This window comes from Weizmannia sp. CD-2023 (assembly GCF_036225245.1).
GTDB classification, from domain to species: Bacteria; Bacillota; Bacilli; order Bacillales; family Bacillaceae_C; genus Weizmannia; species Weizmannia faecalis.
The window spans coordinates 46,524-64,103 of sequence record NZ_JARTJQ010000049.1; the positions used below are offsets into that span (position 1 = coordinate 46,524).

Sequence of the window (17,580 nt, forward strand, 5' to 3'; positions counted from 1 at the left end):
AATCCTCCTCGTCAGCATCTTGTACTTACATGTCGTCCGTCAGAAATTTTGTTTTTAAAAAAATCATCGCAATGAAAAGCACCATGCCCAGTGATTGGATCATCATCATTGTTGCAGCACCTGCGCCGGCAAAGCCTGCCAACATGGCAATAATGGACGGAACTCCTGCTGCAGATAGTGTAATGGTTGCAGCCTGTTTCAATGAACGGATGCCGGAAAAACTTGAAAAACGTGTCAGCCAAAGTATCAGGGACACTGCCCCCATTAAAAGTATATTGCTGAAAAGAAACAGGATTCCGATCAGGCATGAAACAAGCGGAATCAGGATGACTTTATGTTGCCGGAACCAGAGAGCGCCGGCAAAAGAAGCAAGATCACGGCCGTTTTGGATCGTGATCTTCTCGTTTCCGGCCGGGTAGCGGACGGAAAAGCCAAAGCCGTTTTCATCAGCCAGAATGAGCCGGTCTTTCCGGAAAAGGAGCGCATTTTTGTAATGCGCGACTTTTGTATGGTAACGGCTTTCCGAAACGGCCGTGGTTTTGCGCGGATCAAAGGAGATAATCGTATCTCCGTGCTCCTTTGTCCACGCGTTGCCGGATTGGAGCACGCCGTTTTGAAAGGAAAGGACGGCGTTCTGCCCGGTATACCCGGTTTGTATCGCTGCATTTAAATGCGGCGCCACTTGCTCTAAGCTGATATTTCCTGCCCGCGCAAAAGAGAGTGAAAGCGGGGCAATCAGGCAGGCGTTTAAAAAGAGAAAAATGAGAATCAGTTTCCAAACGCTAAGCGCACCCCGGTACCGGAAAATTTTTACAGGTGAAACGATCATCGCAAAATAACCAGCAGGGAATCTTTGAATCTGTTCCATAAGCAATCCCACATTTCAATAAAGTATGCTATGTTTTTTACAAGTTTTTTCCGCCCGGGCCGGCAGCTGTTAAAGCTGTCCATCCCGTTACGCCCTTTATCCTTTTGTGCCGCCCGACGTCAGCCCGGATACAAAGTTTTTTTGCAGGAAGAAAAACAAAATACAGATTGGCAGCGCGGCTAAAATGGCGCCGGCAGCAAAGAGCGTCACCTTTTGCTGGGTCGGGTTGGAAATAAATTGCTGGAGGCCGACTGCCACGGTTAAATGTTCCGGTGTCCGGAGCAAAAATTTGGCCAGCAAATAATCCCCGAACGGCCCCATAAATGCCCAGAGTGCCTGGACGGCAAGCATCGGTTTAACAAGCGGGAGCACAATTTGCCAAAATACGCGCAAATGGCCGGCCCCGTCAATTCTTGCAGATTCGTCCAAATCGCGCGGCACCGTATCGAAATACCCTTTCATCAGCCACGTATTCATCGGAATGCCGCCGCCAACATAAAGCAAGGTTAAAAACCAGTACGTGTCCAGCGCGTCCAGGATATTCGCCAGTACATAAAATGCGGTCAGGGCCGCCATTGTCGGAACCATTTGGATGATCAGGAAAAAGACAAGGCTGTACTTTCTTCCTTTAAAACGGTAGCGGCTGTAAGTGTAGCCGGCAAGCGTCACGATGACGACCTGTAAAACCATCGTTGCTACCGCGATGATAAGCGTGTTTTTATACCATTCCGGATACAGCGTCTGGGTAAACAGCTGGCGGAAATTGTCCAATGTCCAGTGGGAATGAAAATCCAGCTGGAAGGAAACGATATTGGACTCCCGGAAAGCAGACGACGCTGTAATGAGCAATGGGTACAGAATGATCACACTTAATAGGATTAAAAATGCATAGGTGAAAAACCGGTTCCAGAAACGGGTAAATTTTTGATTTTTCATTAACGCCTTCATCCTACATCATCTCCTCATTGCCGAAAGCGTTTGTCTTTTTAAAGGCGATCATCGAGACGGCAATTACAATAAATGAAATCATAAGGGTAATCGCCGCGGCCATCGCGTACTGCGGCGATGTCCCGGTCGTCAGTTTATAAATCCAGGAAATTAAAATATCGCTCGACCCGGCCCCCGCTCCGACACTGCCCGGCCCGCCGTTATTAAAGAGATAAATAATTGAGAAGTTATTAAAATTAAATGTGTACTGGGTGATCAGAACAGGCGCGGTGGCAAATAAAATCATCGGCAGGGTAATCCTGCGGAACTTTTGCCAGAAATTTGCGCCGTCAATGATGGCGGCTTCGTATAAATCGCCCGGGATCGACTGCAGAACGCCGGTGACCATCACATAAATATACGGGAAACCGAGCCATGTCTGGATCATGATCAAGGCCACTTTTGTCCAGAACGGATCCGTTTTCCACGAGATGGCCGGAATGTCGGTAAACAGAAGATGGTTGAGCAGCGGAATGACCTGGGCATTGATGGCACCGATACTGTCATTGAAAATGTTGGAAAAGCTCATAATGGTAATAAAGGCCGGCACCGCCCATGGCAGCAAAAAAATGATCCGAAACAGCTTTTTCCCTTTGATAAAAGGCTGGTTTACCACACAGGCTGTTAAAATGCCGAGCACAATCTGGCCGGTGGTCGCGCATAATGTCCAGATGATTGTCCAGCTGAGCACACTTGTAAACGTGGCCCGATACGAGCTAAGCGAAAAAATATTTAAGAAATTTTTGATCCCGACCCAGTCAATCAAGCGGAAAGGCGGAATATGATAAAAATCATAGTTTGTAAAAGCAGTGAACAGCGTCACAAGCGCAGGAAAAATGATGACGAATGTCATGGCCACATAGGCCGGAATCGTCAGCAAATAAGGAAAGCCTGCATCCCATGCGTTTTTTAAAATGGCCTTGGTGGATGTGTTGGCTGTCCCCTTTAAGTTCCAGATGGCGGCAACACGCCGGGCATCATAAATATTCAGCAAATAAAAAGCAAGAAAAATTGCAATTAAAATGATTTGCAGGGAACCCTTGATCAGCAGAAACAGCGAATGGTCAACCCGCGGGACAGAGCCCAGCGTGATAAAATCGTTTATTGCCGGGATGCCTGCTACGATCATTTGGATGGCAAAAAGGATAAAAATGGCCAGAAAAAGGACGCCTTTAAAAGGCTGTTTGTTATAAAACTGGCCGAGGCCCGGGATCAGGGAATAAAAGCCTGCTTTGCGGACGTCTTTCAGTTTATTCGGTGCAGTTTCCATTTTTTATTGCCTCATTTCTTTATTGGTCTGCTAACCATTTTGAAAACCAGGTGGGGGAGTGCCCCACCTGGAAATGGATAGAGCGGATTATTTATTGGAATACTTTTGGGAAATATTGTCTTTGATCGTCTTCACCGCTGCATCGGCTGCCTGCTTTGGTGTTTTCTTGCCGCTCGCTGCGTCAAACATCGTCGATTCCATACCGGTCCAGACTTCTGCCATTTCCGGAACGTTCGGCATCGGCTGGTCGGATTTGTACTGTTCAACAACCGCTTTTGTCAGTTCATCATTTGTCGCAGCCGCTTTTTCGCGCGCAGTCGGGTTGGCAGGGATTTCTTTGTATTTTTCATAGAATTTGTAGCTGTTTGCGGAGTTGGTGACGTATTGAATCCATTTTTCCGCAAGTTTCGGTTCTTTCGTATAGTTGGAAGCAACCCATCCTTTTCCGCCGCCGAATGCTTCGTACTTGTGGCCGTTTGGAAGCGTCGGGATCGGGGCTACGCCGTAATTTACTTTTGCTTTCGCGTAGGTGTCCGCCGACCAAGGACCGTCAATGACGGCAGCCGCTTTGCCTTTTGAGAATTCTTCTGTTACAAAGTCGCCGGAGCTTTTTGTATCTTTCATTCCTTTTGGCCAAATATCTTTAAACCAGTGTGTGGCGTACGTAATGGCTTTTACGGAACCGGCATTGTTCAACCCGATATCTTTTGTGTTTGTGCCGTTATCGCCGAACACATAGCCACCGTAACCCGCGAGCAAGCCGTAAGAATAGTAGAAGTCCGTCCATTTAACAAGGAATCCTGTATTCTTTCCGGATTCGGATGAAAAATTATATTTGCTGTCTTTCGCCAATTTTTCAAGATCGGCAAATGTTTTTGGCGGGCTTTTCAACAAATCTTTGTTGTAATAAAGGACGAGCGTTTCAATGACGAACGGGACGCCGTAAACTTTGTTGTCGATCATGACTTGGCGCTGGTCTTTTGCATCATAGGCGCTAACATCTTTTTTGGACAGTTTAAGCAGATGCCCCTGCTGGCCGAGTCCGCCGATCCGGTCATAAGAAGCGAGCATCACATCTGGGGCTTTTCCTGCCGGGCCGTCCAAAGGCAGTGCTTCCAGCTGGTCAAACATCGGCTTTTTGACCACTTTTACAGTACAATTGTTTTTCTTTTCAAAATCGCCCTTAATACTGTTGACATAATCGGCATAAGATTCTTCCACGGAAACCGTGAGCGTCTTTTTGTCACCGCTGTCTTGAGAAGATCCGCTGTTTGTTTTTTTCGATCCCCCGCACGCGGCGAGCGCCATGATGACGCCCAAGACAAGCGTAAGCACGAACAGCTTCTTGAATACTTTCATTTTATGAACCTCCCTTTTTTGGTACAACCTTATTATAGAAGAGAGTAGAAAACGATTACAATGTAAAATTTTCTGTTAACGGTAACAGAATAAAAAGCCCCCTGCCAGGTATCCGGCAAGGGGGAGGGTTAGTTTGTGATTTTTAGAAACGCAATGGGAAGCGACGAATGGGTTTCACGAACGCTCCGGCCAGGTCAGTTTGTGATTTCCAGAATCGCAAAGTCCATTGGCGGGAGGACAAGGGTTTTGTTTGGAACCGGTTTGTTTTCCCACGCGTCTTTTACGGTGTCCGGTTTTACATCCAGCTCGCTCCACGGGATGGCCTGTTCTTGGTCCGACCGGTTAAAGGCAAACAGCAAGGTGCATTTTTCCCCTTTGCGCAGGAAGCTGACCACTTGTTTTTCGTTATCGGTTTTCAGCCAGACGAGATCGCCGTATGTCAAGGTTTGTTGATGGTCTTTCCGGAAGCGGATCAGCTTTTTCATAAATGCGAGCATGTCGCGGTCCTGCTTGTCTTCATCCCAGACCATGCATTTCCGGCAAAGCGGGTCACCTGCGCCGTCTATTCCGACCTCCGTGCCGTAATAAATGCACGGCGAACCGGTATGCGCGAACGTAAAGGCAAGGGCAAGCTTCACCTTTTGCTTGTCGCCGCCTGCCTTTGTCAAAATCCGCGGGGTGTCATGGCTGTCAAGCATATTAAACAAAACCTCGTTGTTGGACTGCGTATAATGCATAAACTGCTGGTTGAGGCTGTGCATCAGTTTTTCGGCGGAAATTTTTTCATCCACAAAGTATTCAATTATCGTCTGCGTAAATGGATAATTCATGACCGAATGAAACTCATCGCCTAAAAGCCAAGGCCATGCATCATGCCAAATTTCGCCGAGAATAAAAACATCCGGTTTCTCGCTTACAACAGCCTGGTGGAATTTTTTCCAAAAAGCATGGTCGACTTCGTTGGCGACATCAAGGCGCCAGCCGTCAATGTCAAATTCACGGATCCAGTAGGTTGCAATATCGAGCAGATGCTGTTGCACTTCAGGATTGGCCGTATTCAACTTCGGCATGCTTGTCGTAAAAGCAAACGTATCAAATGAGAGCGTATCCTGCCCGTCAATGTTCCCGTTTTCGCCTTCGCGGACCGGGAAAGAGTGGATATGGAACCAGTCTTTGTAGCGCGATTTCTCCCCGTTTTCTAGCACATCCTGCCACTGTTTTGAATTTTTCCCGATATGGTTGAACACCGCATCGAGCATAATCCGTATCCCGCGTTTGTGGGCTTCTTCCACCAGTTTGCGGAATGTTTCTTTATCGCCGAAATGTGGGTCAATCGTAAAATAGTCGAATGTATCATATTTATGATTGGAAGGGGCTTCGAAAATCGGCGTCAAATAAATCCCGTTAATGCCAAGATCGGCGAGATAATCGAGATGGCCGATGATCCCCTCGAGGTCGCCGCCGAAAAAGTCGTCCACGCCCGGGTCTTTGCTTCCCCACGGCAGGGCATTTTCCGGAGAAATGGCGGGATTTCCGTTTGCAAACCGTTCAGGAAAAATCTGGTACCAGATGGTGGACTTCACCCAGTCAGGCGCCTTGAACATATCGGTTTCGTGCATAAACGGAAATTTAAAATAATAGTCGGGCACCCGCAGTGTATCTTCATTTACTGGGTAAAAGCCGCGCCCGCCATAAAAAATGTTGCTGCCATCCGTGCCGGTAAGGATAAAGGCGTACTGCAGGCGGCGGTGCGGCGGACGGACTTCGGCAAACCAGACATCGTGCGCCTCTGTTTCAGCCTTTTTTTCCATTTCGAGGCGTTCAGATTCCCAGTGATATTCCCCGTCTTGCTTTTTTTTAAATAAATACGGGTCTCCCCAAATGAGGACGGCTTTCTGAATATCCCCTTTTTTCGTGCGCAGCTTCAGGTGCATCGTTTTTTTGTCATATACATATGCATCAGCGCTGAACGGCTGATGAAAAATTCCTGCGTGTTCCATCTTTTCTCCTCCTCTTATGCTACTCCTGTAATAAAACAAAGCATTCAAAAGGCGATAGCACCAGTTTGCTTGGCACCGCTTTGCTATGATAGCCGTTGTTATTGAGCAGGCATGCCCATCTGTGGCGGGTAAGCTCCGGGCAGGTAAAGGTCTGCAGCTTTTTCGATGTATTGCAGACAATCATGGCACAGCTGCCTTCATGCTTCCGTATATACGCGTAGATGTCCGGGTCCTCATCAGCCAGCATTTCCCAGCTGCCGGCCGTAAAGACAGGCATTGATTTTTTCAGTTCGATCAGCTTCCGGTAATAATGCAGCACGGAGCCGGGATCTTTTTCCTGCGCCGCTACGTTCACGGTCCGCGTATCTTCATTGATGCCGAGCCACGGAGCATATGTAGAAAAGCCGCCGTATCGATCATTGTTCCACTGCATGGCGCCTCTTGACGTATCTTTAGAGCGCTGTTGCACCATTTTTAAAATTTCTTCCTCCGCATAGCCTTTCTTTTTCGCAATTGTGGCAAGCCCTTTGATACTTGGGTCCTCATAGTCTTGGAGCCGCGGGAGCTTCAAGTTCACCATGCCGATTTCTTCGCCCTGCAGCAAAATCGGCAGCCCCCACTGCAAATACATCAAAGTGGCAAGCATCTTTGCGCTTTTTTGCCGGTATTTGCCTTCGTCCCCGAAGCGCGACAACGCCCGCGGCATATCATGATTATTCCAGTAGAGCGAATTGAAGCCTTCCCCGTACAGGTCATTTTGCCACCGGGACATCGCTTTTTTAAAAGCAAGCAAATTCCATTTTCCCTGTTGCCAGTTTTGCGGAATGCCGGGTTTTTTTGCTTCCGTGTCAAACCCCAAGTAGTTAAAGGTAATGATGCAGTCGCATTCTTCGCGGTCCGGCCTTGAATAAAGCCGGGCAAGCTTCGTGTCGGCGGAAGCTGTTTCCCCGATTAAAAAAGCTTCCGGATGCTTCGCTTTAATCGTACGGTTAAATTCACGGATATAATCATGGACACGCGGCAGGTTGGCATAATACTGTTCTGCAAGCACAAAGGCTTCTTCCGATTTTGTTTTAACGGGAAGAAAACGGGTGTCCTTTGCCAGGTGAATGACCGCATCCAGCCGGAATCCGTCCACACCTTTATCCAGCCAGAATAGGGCGATTTTTGCCATTTCTTCGCGCACTTTTTTGTTCTCCCAGTTCAGGTCGGGCATTTTGTCGCTGAACAGATGAAAATAATATTGCCCGGTTTGTTGATCCAATGTCCATGTGCTGCCGCCGAAAAAGCTCGCCCAGTTCGTCGGTTCACGCCCTTTGACAGGGTCATGCCAAATGTAGTAATCCCTGTACGGATTTTCTTTGCTTTTCCGCGCTTCTTGGAACCACGGGTGGCGGTCTGACGTATGGTTCAGCACGAGGTCCAGAATGATTTTAAGCCCGCGTTTTTTCGCTTCCTTGATCAGGTGTTCCACATCTTCCATCGTGCCGAAAACCGGGTCGATTTTTTCGTAGTTGCTGACATCATAGCCATTGTCCACATGCGGCGATGCGAAAATCGGATTGAGCCAGATGGCCGTTGCCCCGAGATCACGGATATAATCCAGCTTTTCAATGATGCCCGGGATATCGCCCACGCCGTCCCCGTTTGCATCTTTGAAACTGCGCGGATATACCTGATAGATGACAGCTTCTTTCCACCACGCATCTTGCAAAGCGGTTCACCTCCACGTTTCTTCTATACCCTTTCAACGTATCATCACCCCTTTATCCGGAACAAATTTTTCAGCGATGTTACCGTTAACAAAATGCTTTTTACGGGTTTGATTGGCCCAAGCCCATCCTGAAAAAAATAAGCAACCGGTGTAAGGCTGCTTATTCACAGACGGTGGAGGGGCGGATGACCACTTCCGGTTCAAAAAACTGGTGCCCTTGGGATTTCCCGTTTTCCTGAATTTTTTTCAACAGCATGCGTGCACATGCTTCTCCCATTTTTACAACGGGCTGGCGCACGGTTGTAATATGGGGAGCGGAAATCCGGTCAAGAAACACCCCGTCAAAACCGGTGACCGCAACCTCACTTGGTATGGATAGCCGCAGCGATTGGGCGGCTCTGATCACACCGAGGGCAATCCGGTCGCTTGCGCATACAAACGCGCATCTTTCCTTCCGGCTGGATAAAATTTTTTCCGCTTCTTGCTGGGCGGCGCTTGAACTGTTTTTGACCCTGCAAAGAAACGGCGGCAACCCGTTTGCTTCGGTTGCATCCAGATAACCTTTTTGTCTCGCAAACATAAAGGGCTCTTGCAGGTCAATGCCGAAAAAATAAATTTTTTTAAACCCGCGGCGAATGACATGCTCTGTTAACAGCCGTACGCCTTTTTCATTGTCCACATCAATAAAATCAAACCCTCTGTCATTTTGCCCGAATAAAATCACCGGTTTGGAAAATTCTTTTAAAATGGTATCGTAATCCTGGCTGCGGACACCCGTCGCAATCACACCGTCGCACTGGCCGATGTCCTTCGATTTCCGTGTGACCAGCTGAAGCGAGTAGTGGTTTTGGTCGAGCTCCCTGGCAATGCCGGCCAGCAAGTTCATATAATACGGCTCTGTTGTGTCCATTTCTTCCAATATCAGGAACTTGATGACCTGGGTACGGTTGGAGACGAGGGCACGTGCCGCATAATTGGGTACATAGTTCAACTGCTCCATCGCCTCATATACCAGTTTTTTTAAATCATCTCTAACCTGTTCGGGGTGGTTAAGGACCCGTGAAACCGTCATCTTTGAAACATTCGCCTGTTTTGCGACATCGGAAATGGTAACCATCACGCCTCATCCTTTATTTTTCAGAAGAAATGCGCTTTCGATTTTTTCAAAGTCAAGATCCTGCGTCCCTTCAACAAGGAAATCCGCCTGCTTCATGTTTTCCGGCGTGCCGACCCCGACTGCAAACATGCCGGCCGCTTTAATGGCCTGGATGCCGGCTTCCGCGTCTTCAATGCCGATGCAAAATGCCGGATCCGCGTCCAGCTTGCGGGCGCCGGTTAAAAAGATTTCCGGATCCGGCTTGCCGTGCTGAATGCGGGCAGCGTCCACGATTTCATCAAAAAAGGAAGCCACCCCCAGTCTGTCGATGACAAACATGGCGTTTTTGCTCGCGGAAGCCAGCGCTGTTTTGATTCCCCTTTCCTTTATATCTTCGAGCAGGTTGTGGATGCCCGGAAGCAAATCGGCAGGGGAAATTTGGCGGATCAGTTCTTTGTAATATTCATTTTTCCTGTCCGCGAGCTCGCTCAGCTTTTCTTTAGAAAAGGAAGGCTCCGGCCGGGCGTTCTCCAATATTTTCTTTAAAGAGTCCATGCGGCTGAGCCCTTTAAGCGCTTCATTAAAATGGCGGTCAAAAGGAACCTGCAGCTCATCAGCCAGCTTTTTCCATGCTAAGTAGTGGTATTCCGCAGTATCTGTGATGACCCCGTCTAAATCAAAGAGAACGGCTTGAATATGTGAAGCTGCCATTGACAATTCTCCTCCAACTTATAAAGTTTGATTGCTGTTATGATTAGTATACGGGAAATTTCTCTTGAAAACTATGGAACTATATAAGTTGCTTGTCGAAACCAGCAGAAAAGGCGAAAAAGATTCAGAAAAAGCGAAAGAACTGGCGAAAAGCCGGAAAAATCCGGCGCATTTCGAAAAACGCGGTATAAATGAAAGGATTCCATGCCCACTTCAGAAATCATCCCTTTATTTGAAAAAAAGGTGACTGAATCGGCAAAAAGGGCCGGACGGTAAAAAAGCGGGCGGAAAGCAAGAACGTGCTGATTTTTTCCGGAAAACCAGCGAAAAGGTACAAGAGTTCGGCGGGACTTTTGTTTGCTTATGCTACAGACTCTTGACCGCCTGAATGCCGAAATAAATGCCGAAACCGACAAGAGACAGGCCGGACAGCCTCGAAATGAAAAGAATCAAACGGTTGGTTAGCAGTTTTCCGAAGCTGCTTGAGACGGCAGCCATCGAAAAATCCCACAGCGCCACTCCGATAAAGATGGCCAGGCTGTAGAGGAGAAACTGCTGCGGGCCTACAGATTCAGCTGTTTTTGCAAGCACGGAACCGTAAACGCCGAGCCAGAATAAAATGGTGAGCGGATTGGTCAGAGACATCAGAAAACCGGTCAGGAATGATTTGGACAATTTTTCTTTGTTTCTCATCAAACCGGAAATCGGCTGATTGGCTGCAATCATGCTTTCAATGCCGGTGTATGTAAGGACAAAGCATCCGAAAAACCAAAGGAATGATTTTACAAATCCGATGCTGAGCAAATGGACGACACCGAGATAAACGAGCAGCATATACAAACCGTCCGCTGCCATGGCACCGATTCCGAGCAGCCATGAGTGGAGAAAGCCATTTTTAATCCCCTTGTCAATTTGAGCGGCATTCACCGGCCCGATCGGCGCAGCAAGCGACAGCCCAAGAAAAATATAACTAATCATGCTTTCCATCATTTTCCTCAGCCTTTCCATCATGCGATTGATATATTTGTATTCAGAAACCATAGCCTGTACAACTAATAAAAGCAAAATGGATGCCATAAATGAAAAAAATGAACCCAAACGATGAAAGTGCATAAACAGAGTCGATGGGTTAAAAGTGCGCCATTATTCTTCCATGGATTGCTTTTCTGTCCATGGCTTCTAAAAGGGTTTGATCGAATGATGGATGGAAAAGCAGGCACGGGAATTGAAAATGATCATTTTTTTGTTTCAGCGGTTTAAAAATTTGAAGCCTATGTCCCTTTATTTTTTCGCTCATTTGCTCCTTCGAGTAAAATATTACCGATACAAAGAACGAGCAAAGAAAGCACCAAGCATATGGTTTAAAATAAATAGAAAGGATGTGCTAAATTGAAAATAAAAATTATAGAGTGGATTTCCAAAGAAGCTTTAGAAGCTGAAGTAATCGTGACGGATGGAGAAACCGAAATCAGATGCTTTGCCCAACCGTTAAATTACACAGAAGGCTATGTATTAAAGAACCCGATTTACTGTTTGAATGTTTCTGATCTGATGAAGGCGGAAAGGCCAAAGTACACAATTGAAAAACTGGAGGATGAATATTTTTCCTATATTTTTACAGGGAAATTAGTGTATAAAGAGAAAGTGATGGTTGGCAAATTTATTCTAGAACTGGATAATGAAATACCCGGAGATATAAATGATGGCGATTTTATCACTTTTTTGTGCCAAAGATTAGATATCTTTTAGAAAAATTGTATAGCGGCGACCATTGGTACCGAAAAATTGAAAGTCCCAAAATGATTGTGAAAAAACCACGGCTCCATATTCGTTGAAATCTTGCCGTATTCATGTTACGATTACCGTACATCGTTTACGCTTTTAGCTGACAATGCTCAAAAGAGTATATTTTTTTGCCGAAAAGGGTAAAACCCTAAGGAAGACATGCGGCCCTGTTGAACGTTTAGAAGGAGATTGAGAAGATTGACGAAGTTTTCAGAATTAAATTTAAGCCCGGCGATTTTAAAAGCTGTGAAAAGAATGGGATTTGAAGAGGCATCGCCGATTCAGGCAGCCACCATTCCGCTCACCATGCAAGGGAAGGATATTATCGGCCAGGCGCAGACAGGTACGGGAAAAACTGCAGCATTTGGCATACCGTTAATTGAAAAGATTGATCATAGAAGCCGTAATATTCAAGGAATCATTATCGCGCCAACCCGCGAGCTTGCCATTCAGGTATCTGAAGAATTGTACCGGATCGGCCAGGATTCGCGCGTTCATGTGCTGGCTGTTTATGGCGGCCAGGATATTTCGCGTCAGATCCGTGCGCTGAAGAACCATCCGCAAATTATTGTCGGAACACCGGGACGGATTCTTGACCATATACACCGGGGAACCTTGAAACTCGACCATGTGCATACGCTTGTGCTTGACGAAGCGGATGAAATGTTGAATATGGGCTTTATTGATGACATTGAAGCCATTCTTTCTACCGTGCCGAAAGACCGCCAAACGATGCTGTTCTCGGCAACCATGCCGGATCCGATCCGGAAAATTGCCGAACGCTTCATGAACAACCCGGAACTTGTCCGTGTGAAAGCAAAAGAAATGACCGTTCCGTCTATTGAACAATACTACGTCAAAGTCCAGGAACGCGAAAAATTCGATGTATTGTCAAGGCTTTTGGATGTACAGTCTCCGGACCTTGCGATTGTGTTTGGGCGCACGAAGCGGAGAGTTGATGAACTGGCGAATGCCCTGAACTTGCGCGGCTATCTTGCAGAAGGTATCCACGGTGATTTGAGCCAGGCGAAACGCTTATCGGTACTCCGGAAGTTTAAAGACGGGAAAATTGATGTGCTTGTTGCCACCGATGTTGCCGCACGCGGGCTGGATATCTCGGGTGTAACCCATGTTTACAATTACGATATTCCGCAGGATCCGGAATCCTATGTGCACCGGATCGGAAGAACGGGCCGTGCCGGACGGGAAGGCATGGCAATGACCTTTGTCACGCCGCGGGAAATGGGCTATCTCAAAACGGTTGAACAGACAACGAAAAAGAGAATGCTCCCGATGCGCCCGCCGACCTGGGATGAAGCGTTTGAAGGGCAGCAGCGCGTCACCATGGAACGGATCGGGGAAACCATCAAAGAAGGCAATATTGATGAATATATGTCGGTAGCGAAGGAGCTGCTTGCAGAATATGACCCGGCTGAGGTCACGGCAGCTGCTTTGAAACTGATGACGAAAGAGCCGGATAAAACACCGGTTCATATTTCAGAAGAACGGCCGCTTCCGCATAAAAAAGACCATAGCAGACGGGGCAAGCCTGCAGGGTCCTACAAAGGGTCTTACAATAAGGGAAGAAAGCCGAGAAGAACAACAACAAACCGCAAACCATTTTAACCAAACGAAGGCGGGGCCAAAAAAATAGAGCATCATCAGCTTTACGAGCGGGTCGGTTTGTATCCGGCTGCGACTCTTTACAAGTAAAAATGCCGGTATGGCAAAAGTTGCCGGCGCCCCATTAAAAAAGCAACGGCAGCTCCCGTTGCTTTTTTTAAAGCGGAAGAATCCGCTTTTTTTCGTAAAAGCCTTTCCCCCGAGCAGCACGCCGGTAATGCGGCTGAAAAGAATTGGCTTTTTTTAAAGCGGAAGAATCCGTTTTTTTCGTAAAAGTCATTCCCCCGAGCAGCACGCCGGCAATGAGTCCGGAGAATTGACTTTTTCTAAGCAGGAGAAGCCGCTTTTCTTTGCAAAAGCATGCCTCCGAGCAGCATGCCGGCAACGAGTCCGGAAAGATGGGCTGTGTGGTTGGCACCAGGCTGCATCATAGCCGTTACAACGGAAATGACCGCAATCGATAAAATGGTTTGCCGGCTTGTTTTTGGCACATCTTCCCCGACCCAGACAAGGGCGACATATGCGCCGATCAGGCCGAACAGGGCACCGCTCGCACCGGCATGGGAATAGGTAAGCGGAAGCAGAAAAAAAGAAGCGAGATTGGCGCAGCATCCGCAGCCAAAATATAATAGGGTAAACTTCCATTTTCCGGCCAGCCGTTCGAGACAGGGGCCGAGCAGCAAAAGGGAGAAGGAATTCAACAGCAGGTGGCTGAAATCAATATGGACAAAAACAGGGGAGACAAGCCGCCATATTTCCCCTTGGGCAATATAAAGGTTCACACCGGACAGTGTTTCATAAAGGGTTTGTGTTGGTAAAACCGGAAGCCGCATGGCCGCAAACAAGAGGCACTGGGCCAGGAAAATGGCAGATACGACGGGATAGGAACCAATAAAAGCAGAAAAGCGGATCGGGCGGATCAGCATTGCAAATACTCCTTTCAATGGAAAAGCTCTATTTATACATATGCCGGAAATGACGAATTAGACGTCCGGCCTGCTTCTAACCGCAACCGCCAGCAGGATGGAAAAAGGGATAGCCCAAATCCGGCGCGTATTTTCAAAAAGGGCCGAACCGCCATCATGGATACCAGCAGAACGATTTACCGGCGCATATTTTCACGGAAGGCAGAGGCACCGCAGCAGCGTGAAAATCGGGTATCGGAAATTTTGTGGTTTATACTCTGGAAAAACAGAAGGTGAGCACATGATCAAAGGAATTGGCATTGATATTGTCGAGCTTGAAAGGATAAAAAAGCTGTATGAACGGCAGCCGCGGTTTCCGGGGCGGATTTTAACAAAAGCGGAGCAGCAAAAGTTCTGCAAGTTGACAGAAAAAAGGAAAATTGAATTCCTGGCCGGCAGGTTTGCGGCGAAAGAAGCTTATTCCAAAGCTTTTGGCACGGGGATCGGGGGCGCGTTGTCTTTTCAGGAAATTGAAATCGCAAAAGATGAAAATGGCCGCCCGTATTTTTCAAAGCCGGCAGAGCCCCATGCCCATTTGTCGATCACGCACAGCCGTGAATATGCATTCGCCCAAGTGATTCTGGAAGACTGAAGCTATAACGTTTTTTCAATTCCCCATCATACAGGCCCGGGTTGTCTCATATATTCAGAGTAAGAGAGGAGAGACAAGGCACGGGCTTTTGATGAAGCCTTTCTCTTCATAAGATTTGAGACAATAAAGGGGTTGAAAGGATGAAGAGAAAGTACTGGGTTTTGTTTGCGGCGCTGTTTGCCATTTTTCTGCTTTCCGCCTGCGGAGCGAAAAAACCGCAGGATGTGGCCGGAAAATTAAATGAAAAAGTGGAGAAGATGGACGGCTACAAGCTGAATGCGAAAATGACGCTGAAAACGGGCAATGAACCGCGGACATACAATATTGAAGTTTGGCACAACCGGCCGGGATATTACCGTGTCAACCTGAAAAATGCGGGCGAGGGGCAGAGCCAGATGATTTTGCGCAATAAAGAAGGCGTGTTTGTGGTCACGCCCGCCCTCAACAAAAGCTACAAATTTCAAAGCGACTGGCCGAACAACACAAGCCAGGCGTACCTTTATGAATCACTTGTGAAAGACATATTGAAAGATAAAGAGGCAAAGATGACGGTGAAAAAGAACCGATATGTGTTTGAGACGAAGACACGCTATCAAAACCATAAGATGCTGCCGTACCAGCAAATTACTTTTGACAAAAGGACGCTTGCACCAGTCAGTGTGAAAGTGATGGACACGGACCGCAATACGCTTGTCAGTGTGCTTTTTACGAAAGTGGATTTTAATGCAAAATTCGACAGCAACGCGTTTGACACGAAAAAAAATATGACAGGGGCGAAACTCGAAGTGCCGGTGGACGGAAAGGTCGGCAACAAAGAGTTTTCGGTAAAATATCCGACGGCAAAAATCGGGGGGACGACGCTGCTCGATGAACAGGAAGTTGCCGTTGCAAACGGCAAGCGCGTTATTTTGACCTATACGGGCGATAAAACGTATACGCTGATTGAGGAAAAGGCAGAGGTACTCCCTGCTGCTTCCACAGAACCGATTCCTGCAAACGGGGAAATGGCGGATCTCGGGTTTGCGTTCGGGATCAAGACAGGCGACTCCCTGTCCTGGACGGTGAACGGTGTCGAATATACGCTTGCCTCCAAATCGCTCACGGCTGCGGAAATGATGGAAGTCGCCCAGTCTGTCGGAGGAGAACCGGAAAAATAAAATGCGGATAACCCGTTCGTAAGCACTAAAAGCACAAGCCCGCAGCCATTCTCTGCGGGTTTTTTTCTTGATGCGGTTACAGCATGTTGCTTTCGGCAATCCGTCCCAAACCGGTTTGATAAGACTTCCTTTTAAAAACCATTGACAACGCTGGCTACGCGTTCGATAATCAGGATATGGAATCATAAAGGAAGTGTAATCATGGCTTTTTACCGGGATACATGGGTGGAAGTCGATTTGGATGCCATTTCGGAAAATGTCGGAAATATGCGCCAGCTTTTGCCCGAGCATACGCAAATCATTGCGGTTGTAAAAGCGAACGCCTACGGGCACGGCGCGGAATATGTGGCGAAAACCGCGCTTGCATCCGGAGCTTCAGCGCTTGCGGTTGCATTTTTGGACGAGGCGCTCGCGTTACGAAAAAAAGGGATTACCGCTCCGATACTTGTTTTGGGGGCAGCCCGTCCGGAAGATGCCGGAGTCGCGGCTGAAGAAAACATCTCCCTGACTGTTTTTCAAAAAGACTGGCTTGAGGAAGCAGGCCGGTATTTAACCGGGCGGAAACTATCCGTCCATCTTAAATGTGATACCGGAATGGGCCGGATTGGCGTAAGAACCCTACAGGAATTAAAAGAAGTGGAAAAAATCGTGAACCAACAATCCTGTTTCTATTTTGAAGGGATCTTTACCCACTTTGCGACAGCGGATGAAATCGATACGACTTTGTATGAAAAGCAATATAGCCAGTTTCAGGATATGGTTTTAAACCTCGAACACCGCCCGCCGTATGTGCACTGCGCAAACAGCGCCGCCGCTTTGAGATTTGACCAGTCTCCGTTTAATGCTGTCCGTTTCGGCATTGCAATGTACGGGCTCTCCCCTTCGCCCGCCATCAAGCCGGTTTTGCCGTTTCCGTTAAAAGAGGCGTTCTCCCTTCATACGAAGGTGACGCATGTGAAACAAATCCATGCCGGGGACACGGTGAGTTATGGTGCCACTTATCAGGCTTCCGGCGATGAATGGATCGCCACGCTGCCGATTGGATATGCAGATGGCTGGATCCGCAGGCTTTCAGGTCAGGAAGTGATCATTGACGGGGAAAGAGCGCCTATTGTCGGCAGGATTTGCATGGATCAATGCATGGTCAAGCTTGCCCGTCCGGTTGCTGTCGGGACAAAAGCAACCTTGATTGGAAAGCAGGGAGATTTGTCCATTCCTGTTGACGAAATTGCCGAAAAGCTCGAAACCATCAACTACGAGGTTACCTGTTCCATTTCAAGCCGGGTGCCGCGCATTTTCCTGAAAAACGGGAACGATGTCGCGGACGTGTCGAATCCGGTCCTTGAAGGTTGAAAAATGTTTTGGCGAATTTTGAATAATGACATGATTTTTTTGCCGATAATAGACAGGAATGGTGATTTGGCCTTTGCATATAGTGTATTTGATGGTATGA

General features: G+C 47.6%; 15 protein-coding genes. 5 read left to right on the forward strand and 10 right to left on the reverse strand.

Going from position 1 to position 17,580, the window contains the following annotated elements; genetic code table 11:
- Positions 1 to 25: 25 nt before the first annotated feature.
- The 9 genes from P9687_RS07125 to P9687_RS07165 all read right to left on the reverse strand — a co-directional run bounded on the left by P9687_RS07125 (position 26) and on the right by P9687_RS07165 (position 10,992).
- Positions 26 to 868 carry a DUF1189 family protein gene (locus P9687_RS07125; protein WP_035190477.1) on the reverse strand — a complete coding sequence of 281 codons (843 nt, stop codon included), beginning with the start codon at positions 866 to 868 and terminating at the stop codon, positions 26 to 28.
- Between the two features lie 96 nt (positions 869 to 964).
- The gene (locus P9687_RS07130; RefSeq protein WP_026684322.1) at positions 965 to 1,816 is read right to left on the reverse strand and encodes a sugar ABC transporter permease; all 852 of its coding nucleotides are present in this window, start codon (positions 1,814 to 1,816) and stop codon (positions 965 to 967) included.
- 1 nt (position 1,817) lies between these two features.
- Positions 1,818 to 3,125: an ABC transporter permease subunit gene (locus tag P9687_RS07135; protein WP_328228648.1), complete on the reverse strand. Its 1,308-nt coding sequence runs from the start codon at positions 3,123 to 3,125 to the stop codon at positions 1,818 to 1,820.
- An 87-nt stretch (positions 3,126 to 3,212) separates the two neighbouring features.
- A complete protein-coding gene (locus tag P9687_RS07140; protein WP_035190481.1) occupies positions 3,213 to 4,484 on the reverse strand; it encodes an extracellular solute-binding protein in 1,272 nt (423 codons plus the stop codon).
- Positions 4,485 to 4,678: 194 nt separating this feature from the next.
- Positions 4,679 to 6,484: an alpha-glycosidase gene (locus P9687_RS07145; RefSeq protein WP_168985764.1), complete on the reverse strand. Its 1,806-nt coding sequence runs from the start codon at positions 6,482 to 6,484 to the stop codon at positions 4,679 to 4,681.
- Between the two features lie 19 nt (positions 6,485 to 6,503).
- Positions 6,504 to 8,198: a glycoside hydrolase family 13 protein gene (locus tag P9687_RS07150; RefSeq protein ID WP_017551139.1), complete on the reverse strand. Its 1,695-nt coding sequence runs from the start codon at positions 8,196 to 8,198 to the stop codon at positions 6,504 to 6,506.
- Between the two features lie 160 nt (positions 8,199 to 8,358).
- Positions 8,359 to 9,315, reverse strand: coding sequence for a LacI family DNA-binding transcriptional regulator (locus tag P9687_RS07155; RefSeq protein WP_017551138.1), 957 nt, complete (start codon positions 9,313 to 9,315; stop codon positions 8,359 to 8,361).
- Between the two features lie 6 nt (positions 9,316 to 9,321).
- A complete protein-coding gene (gene pgmB / locus P9687_RS07160) occupies positions 9,322 to 10,005 on the reverse strand; it encodes a beta-phosphoglucomutase (RefSeq protein WP_014096800.1) in 684 nt (227 codons plus the stop codon).
- A gap of 366 nt (positions 10,006 to 10,371) precedes the next feature.
- Positions 10,372 to 10,992, reverse strand: a complete 621-nt coding sequence (locus P9687_RS07165; RefSeq protein WP_014096801.1) for a LysE family transporter — start codon at positions 10,990 to 10,992, stop codon at positions 10,372 to 10,374.
- Positions 10,993 to 11,394: 402 nt separating this feature from the next.
- On the opposite strand from P9687_RS07165, the gene P9687_RS07170 reads away from it, so the two are divergent.
- Entirely contained in the window at positions 11,395 to 11,754 is a 360-nt protein-coding gene (locus P9687_RS07170) for a hypothetical protein (protein WP_035190489.1), read from the forward strand.
- Between the two features lie 234 nt (positions 11,755 to 11,988).
- Positions 11,989 to 13,416: a DEAD/DEAH box helicase gene (locus P9687_RS07175; protein ID WP_014096803.1), complete on the forward strand. Its 1,428-nt coding sequence runs from the start codon at positions 11,989 to 11,991 to the stop codon at positions 13,414 to 13,416.
- Between the two features lie 323 nt (positions 13,417 to 13,739).
- Here P9687_RS07175 and P9687_RS07180 read toward each other — a convergent pair whose 3' ends face one another.
- Entirely contained in the window at positions 13,740 to 14,357 is a 618-nt protein-coding gene (locus P9687_RS07180; protein ID WP_231111515.1) for a rhomboid family intramembrane serine protease, read from the reverse strand.
- A gap of 262 nt (positions 14,358 to 14,619) precedes the next feature.
- On the opposite strand from P9687_RS07180, the gene acpS reads away from it, so the two are divergent.
- The 3 genes from acpS to alr all read left to right on the forward strand — a co-directional run bounded on the left by acpS (position 14,620) and on the right by alr (position 17,480).
- Positions 14,620 to 14,970 carry a holo-ACP synthase gene (acpS, locus tag P9687_RS07185; protein WP_014096805.1) on the forward strand — a complete coding sequence of 117 codons (351 nt, stop codon included), beginning with the start codon at positions 14,620 to 14,622 and terminating at the stop codon, positions 14,968 to 14,970.
- Positions 14,971 to 15,110: 140 nt separating this feature from the next.
- Positions 15,111 to 16,127 carry a LolA family protein gene (locus P9687_RS07190; protein WP_014096806.1) on the forward strand — a complete coding sequence of 339 codons (1,017 nt, stop codon included), beginning with the start codon at positions 15,111 to 15,113 and terminating at the stop codon, positions 16,125 to 16,127.
- 201 nt (positions 16,128 to 16,328) lie between these two features.
- Complete coding sequence (alr, locus tag P9687_RS07195) at positions 16,329 to 17,480, forward strand: alanine racemase (protein WP_014096807.1); 1,152 nt, start codon at positions 16,329 to 16,331, stop codon at positions 17,478 to 17,480.
- The last annotated feature ends 100 nt before the right edge of the window (positions 17,481 to 17,580 follow it).

What these genes read in the sequence shown, in the direction of transcription:
- P9687_RS07125 (WP_035190477.1), bottom strand. Translation starts at nt 868, where the DNA reads ATGGAACAGATTCAAAGATTCCCTGCTGGTTATTTTGCGATGATCGTT.
- P9687_RS07130 (WP_026684322.1), bottom strand. Translation starts at nt 1,816, where the DNA reads ATGAAGGCGTTAATGAAAAATCAAAAATTTACCCGTTTCTGGAACCGG.
- P9687_RS07135 (WP_328228648.1), bottom strand. Translation starts at nt 3,125, where the DNA reads ATGGAAACTGCACCGAATAAACTGAAAGACGTCCGCAAAGCAGGCTTT.
- P9687_RS07140 (WP_035190481.1), bottom strand. Translation starts at nt 4,484, where the DNA reads ATGAAAGTATTCAAGAAGCTGTTCGTGCTTACGCTTGTCTTGGGCGTC.
- P9687_RS07145 (WP_168985764.1), bottom strand. Translation starts at nt 6,484, where the DNA reads ATGGAACACGCAGGAATTTTTCATCAGCCGTTCAGCGCTGATGCATAT.
- P9687_RS07155 (WP_017551138.1), bottom strand. Translation starts at nt 9,315, where the DNA reads ATGGTTACCATTTCCGATGTCGCAAAACAGGCGAATGTTTCAAAGATG.
- pgmB (WP_014096800.1), bottom strand. Translation starts at nt 10,005, where the DNA reads ATGGCAGCTTCACATATTCAAGCCGTTCTCTTTGATTTAGACGGGGTC.
- P9687_RS07165 (WP_014096801.1), bottom strand. Translation starts at nt 10,992, where the DNA reads ATGGAAAGCATGATTAGTTATATTTTTCTTGGGCTGTCGCTTGCTGCG.
- acpS (WP_014096805.1), top strand. Translation starts at nt 14,620, where the DNA reads ATGATCAAAGGAATTGGCATTGATATTGTCGAGCTTGAAAGGATAAAA.
- P9687_RS07190 (WP_014096806.1), top strand. Translation starts at nt 15,111, where the DNA reads ATGAAGAGAAAGTACTGGGTTTTGTTTGCGGCGCTGTTTGCCATTTTT.
- alr (WP_014096807.1), top strand. Translation starts at nt 16,329, where the DNA reads ATGGCTTTTTACCGGGATACATGGGTGGAAGTCGATTTGGATGCCATT.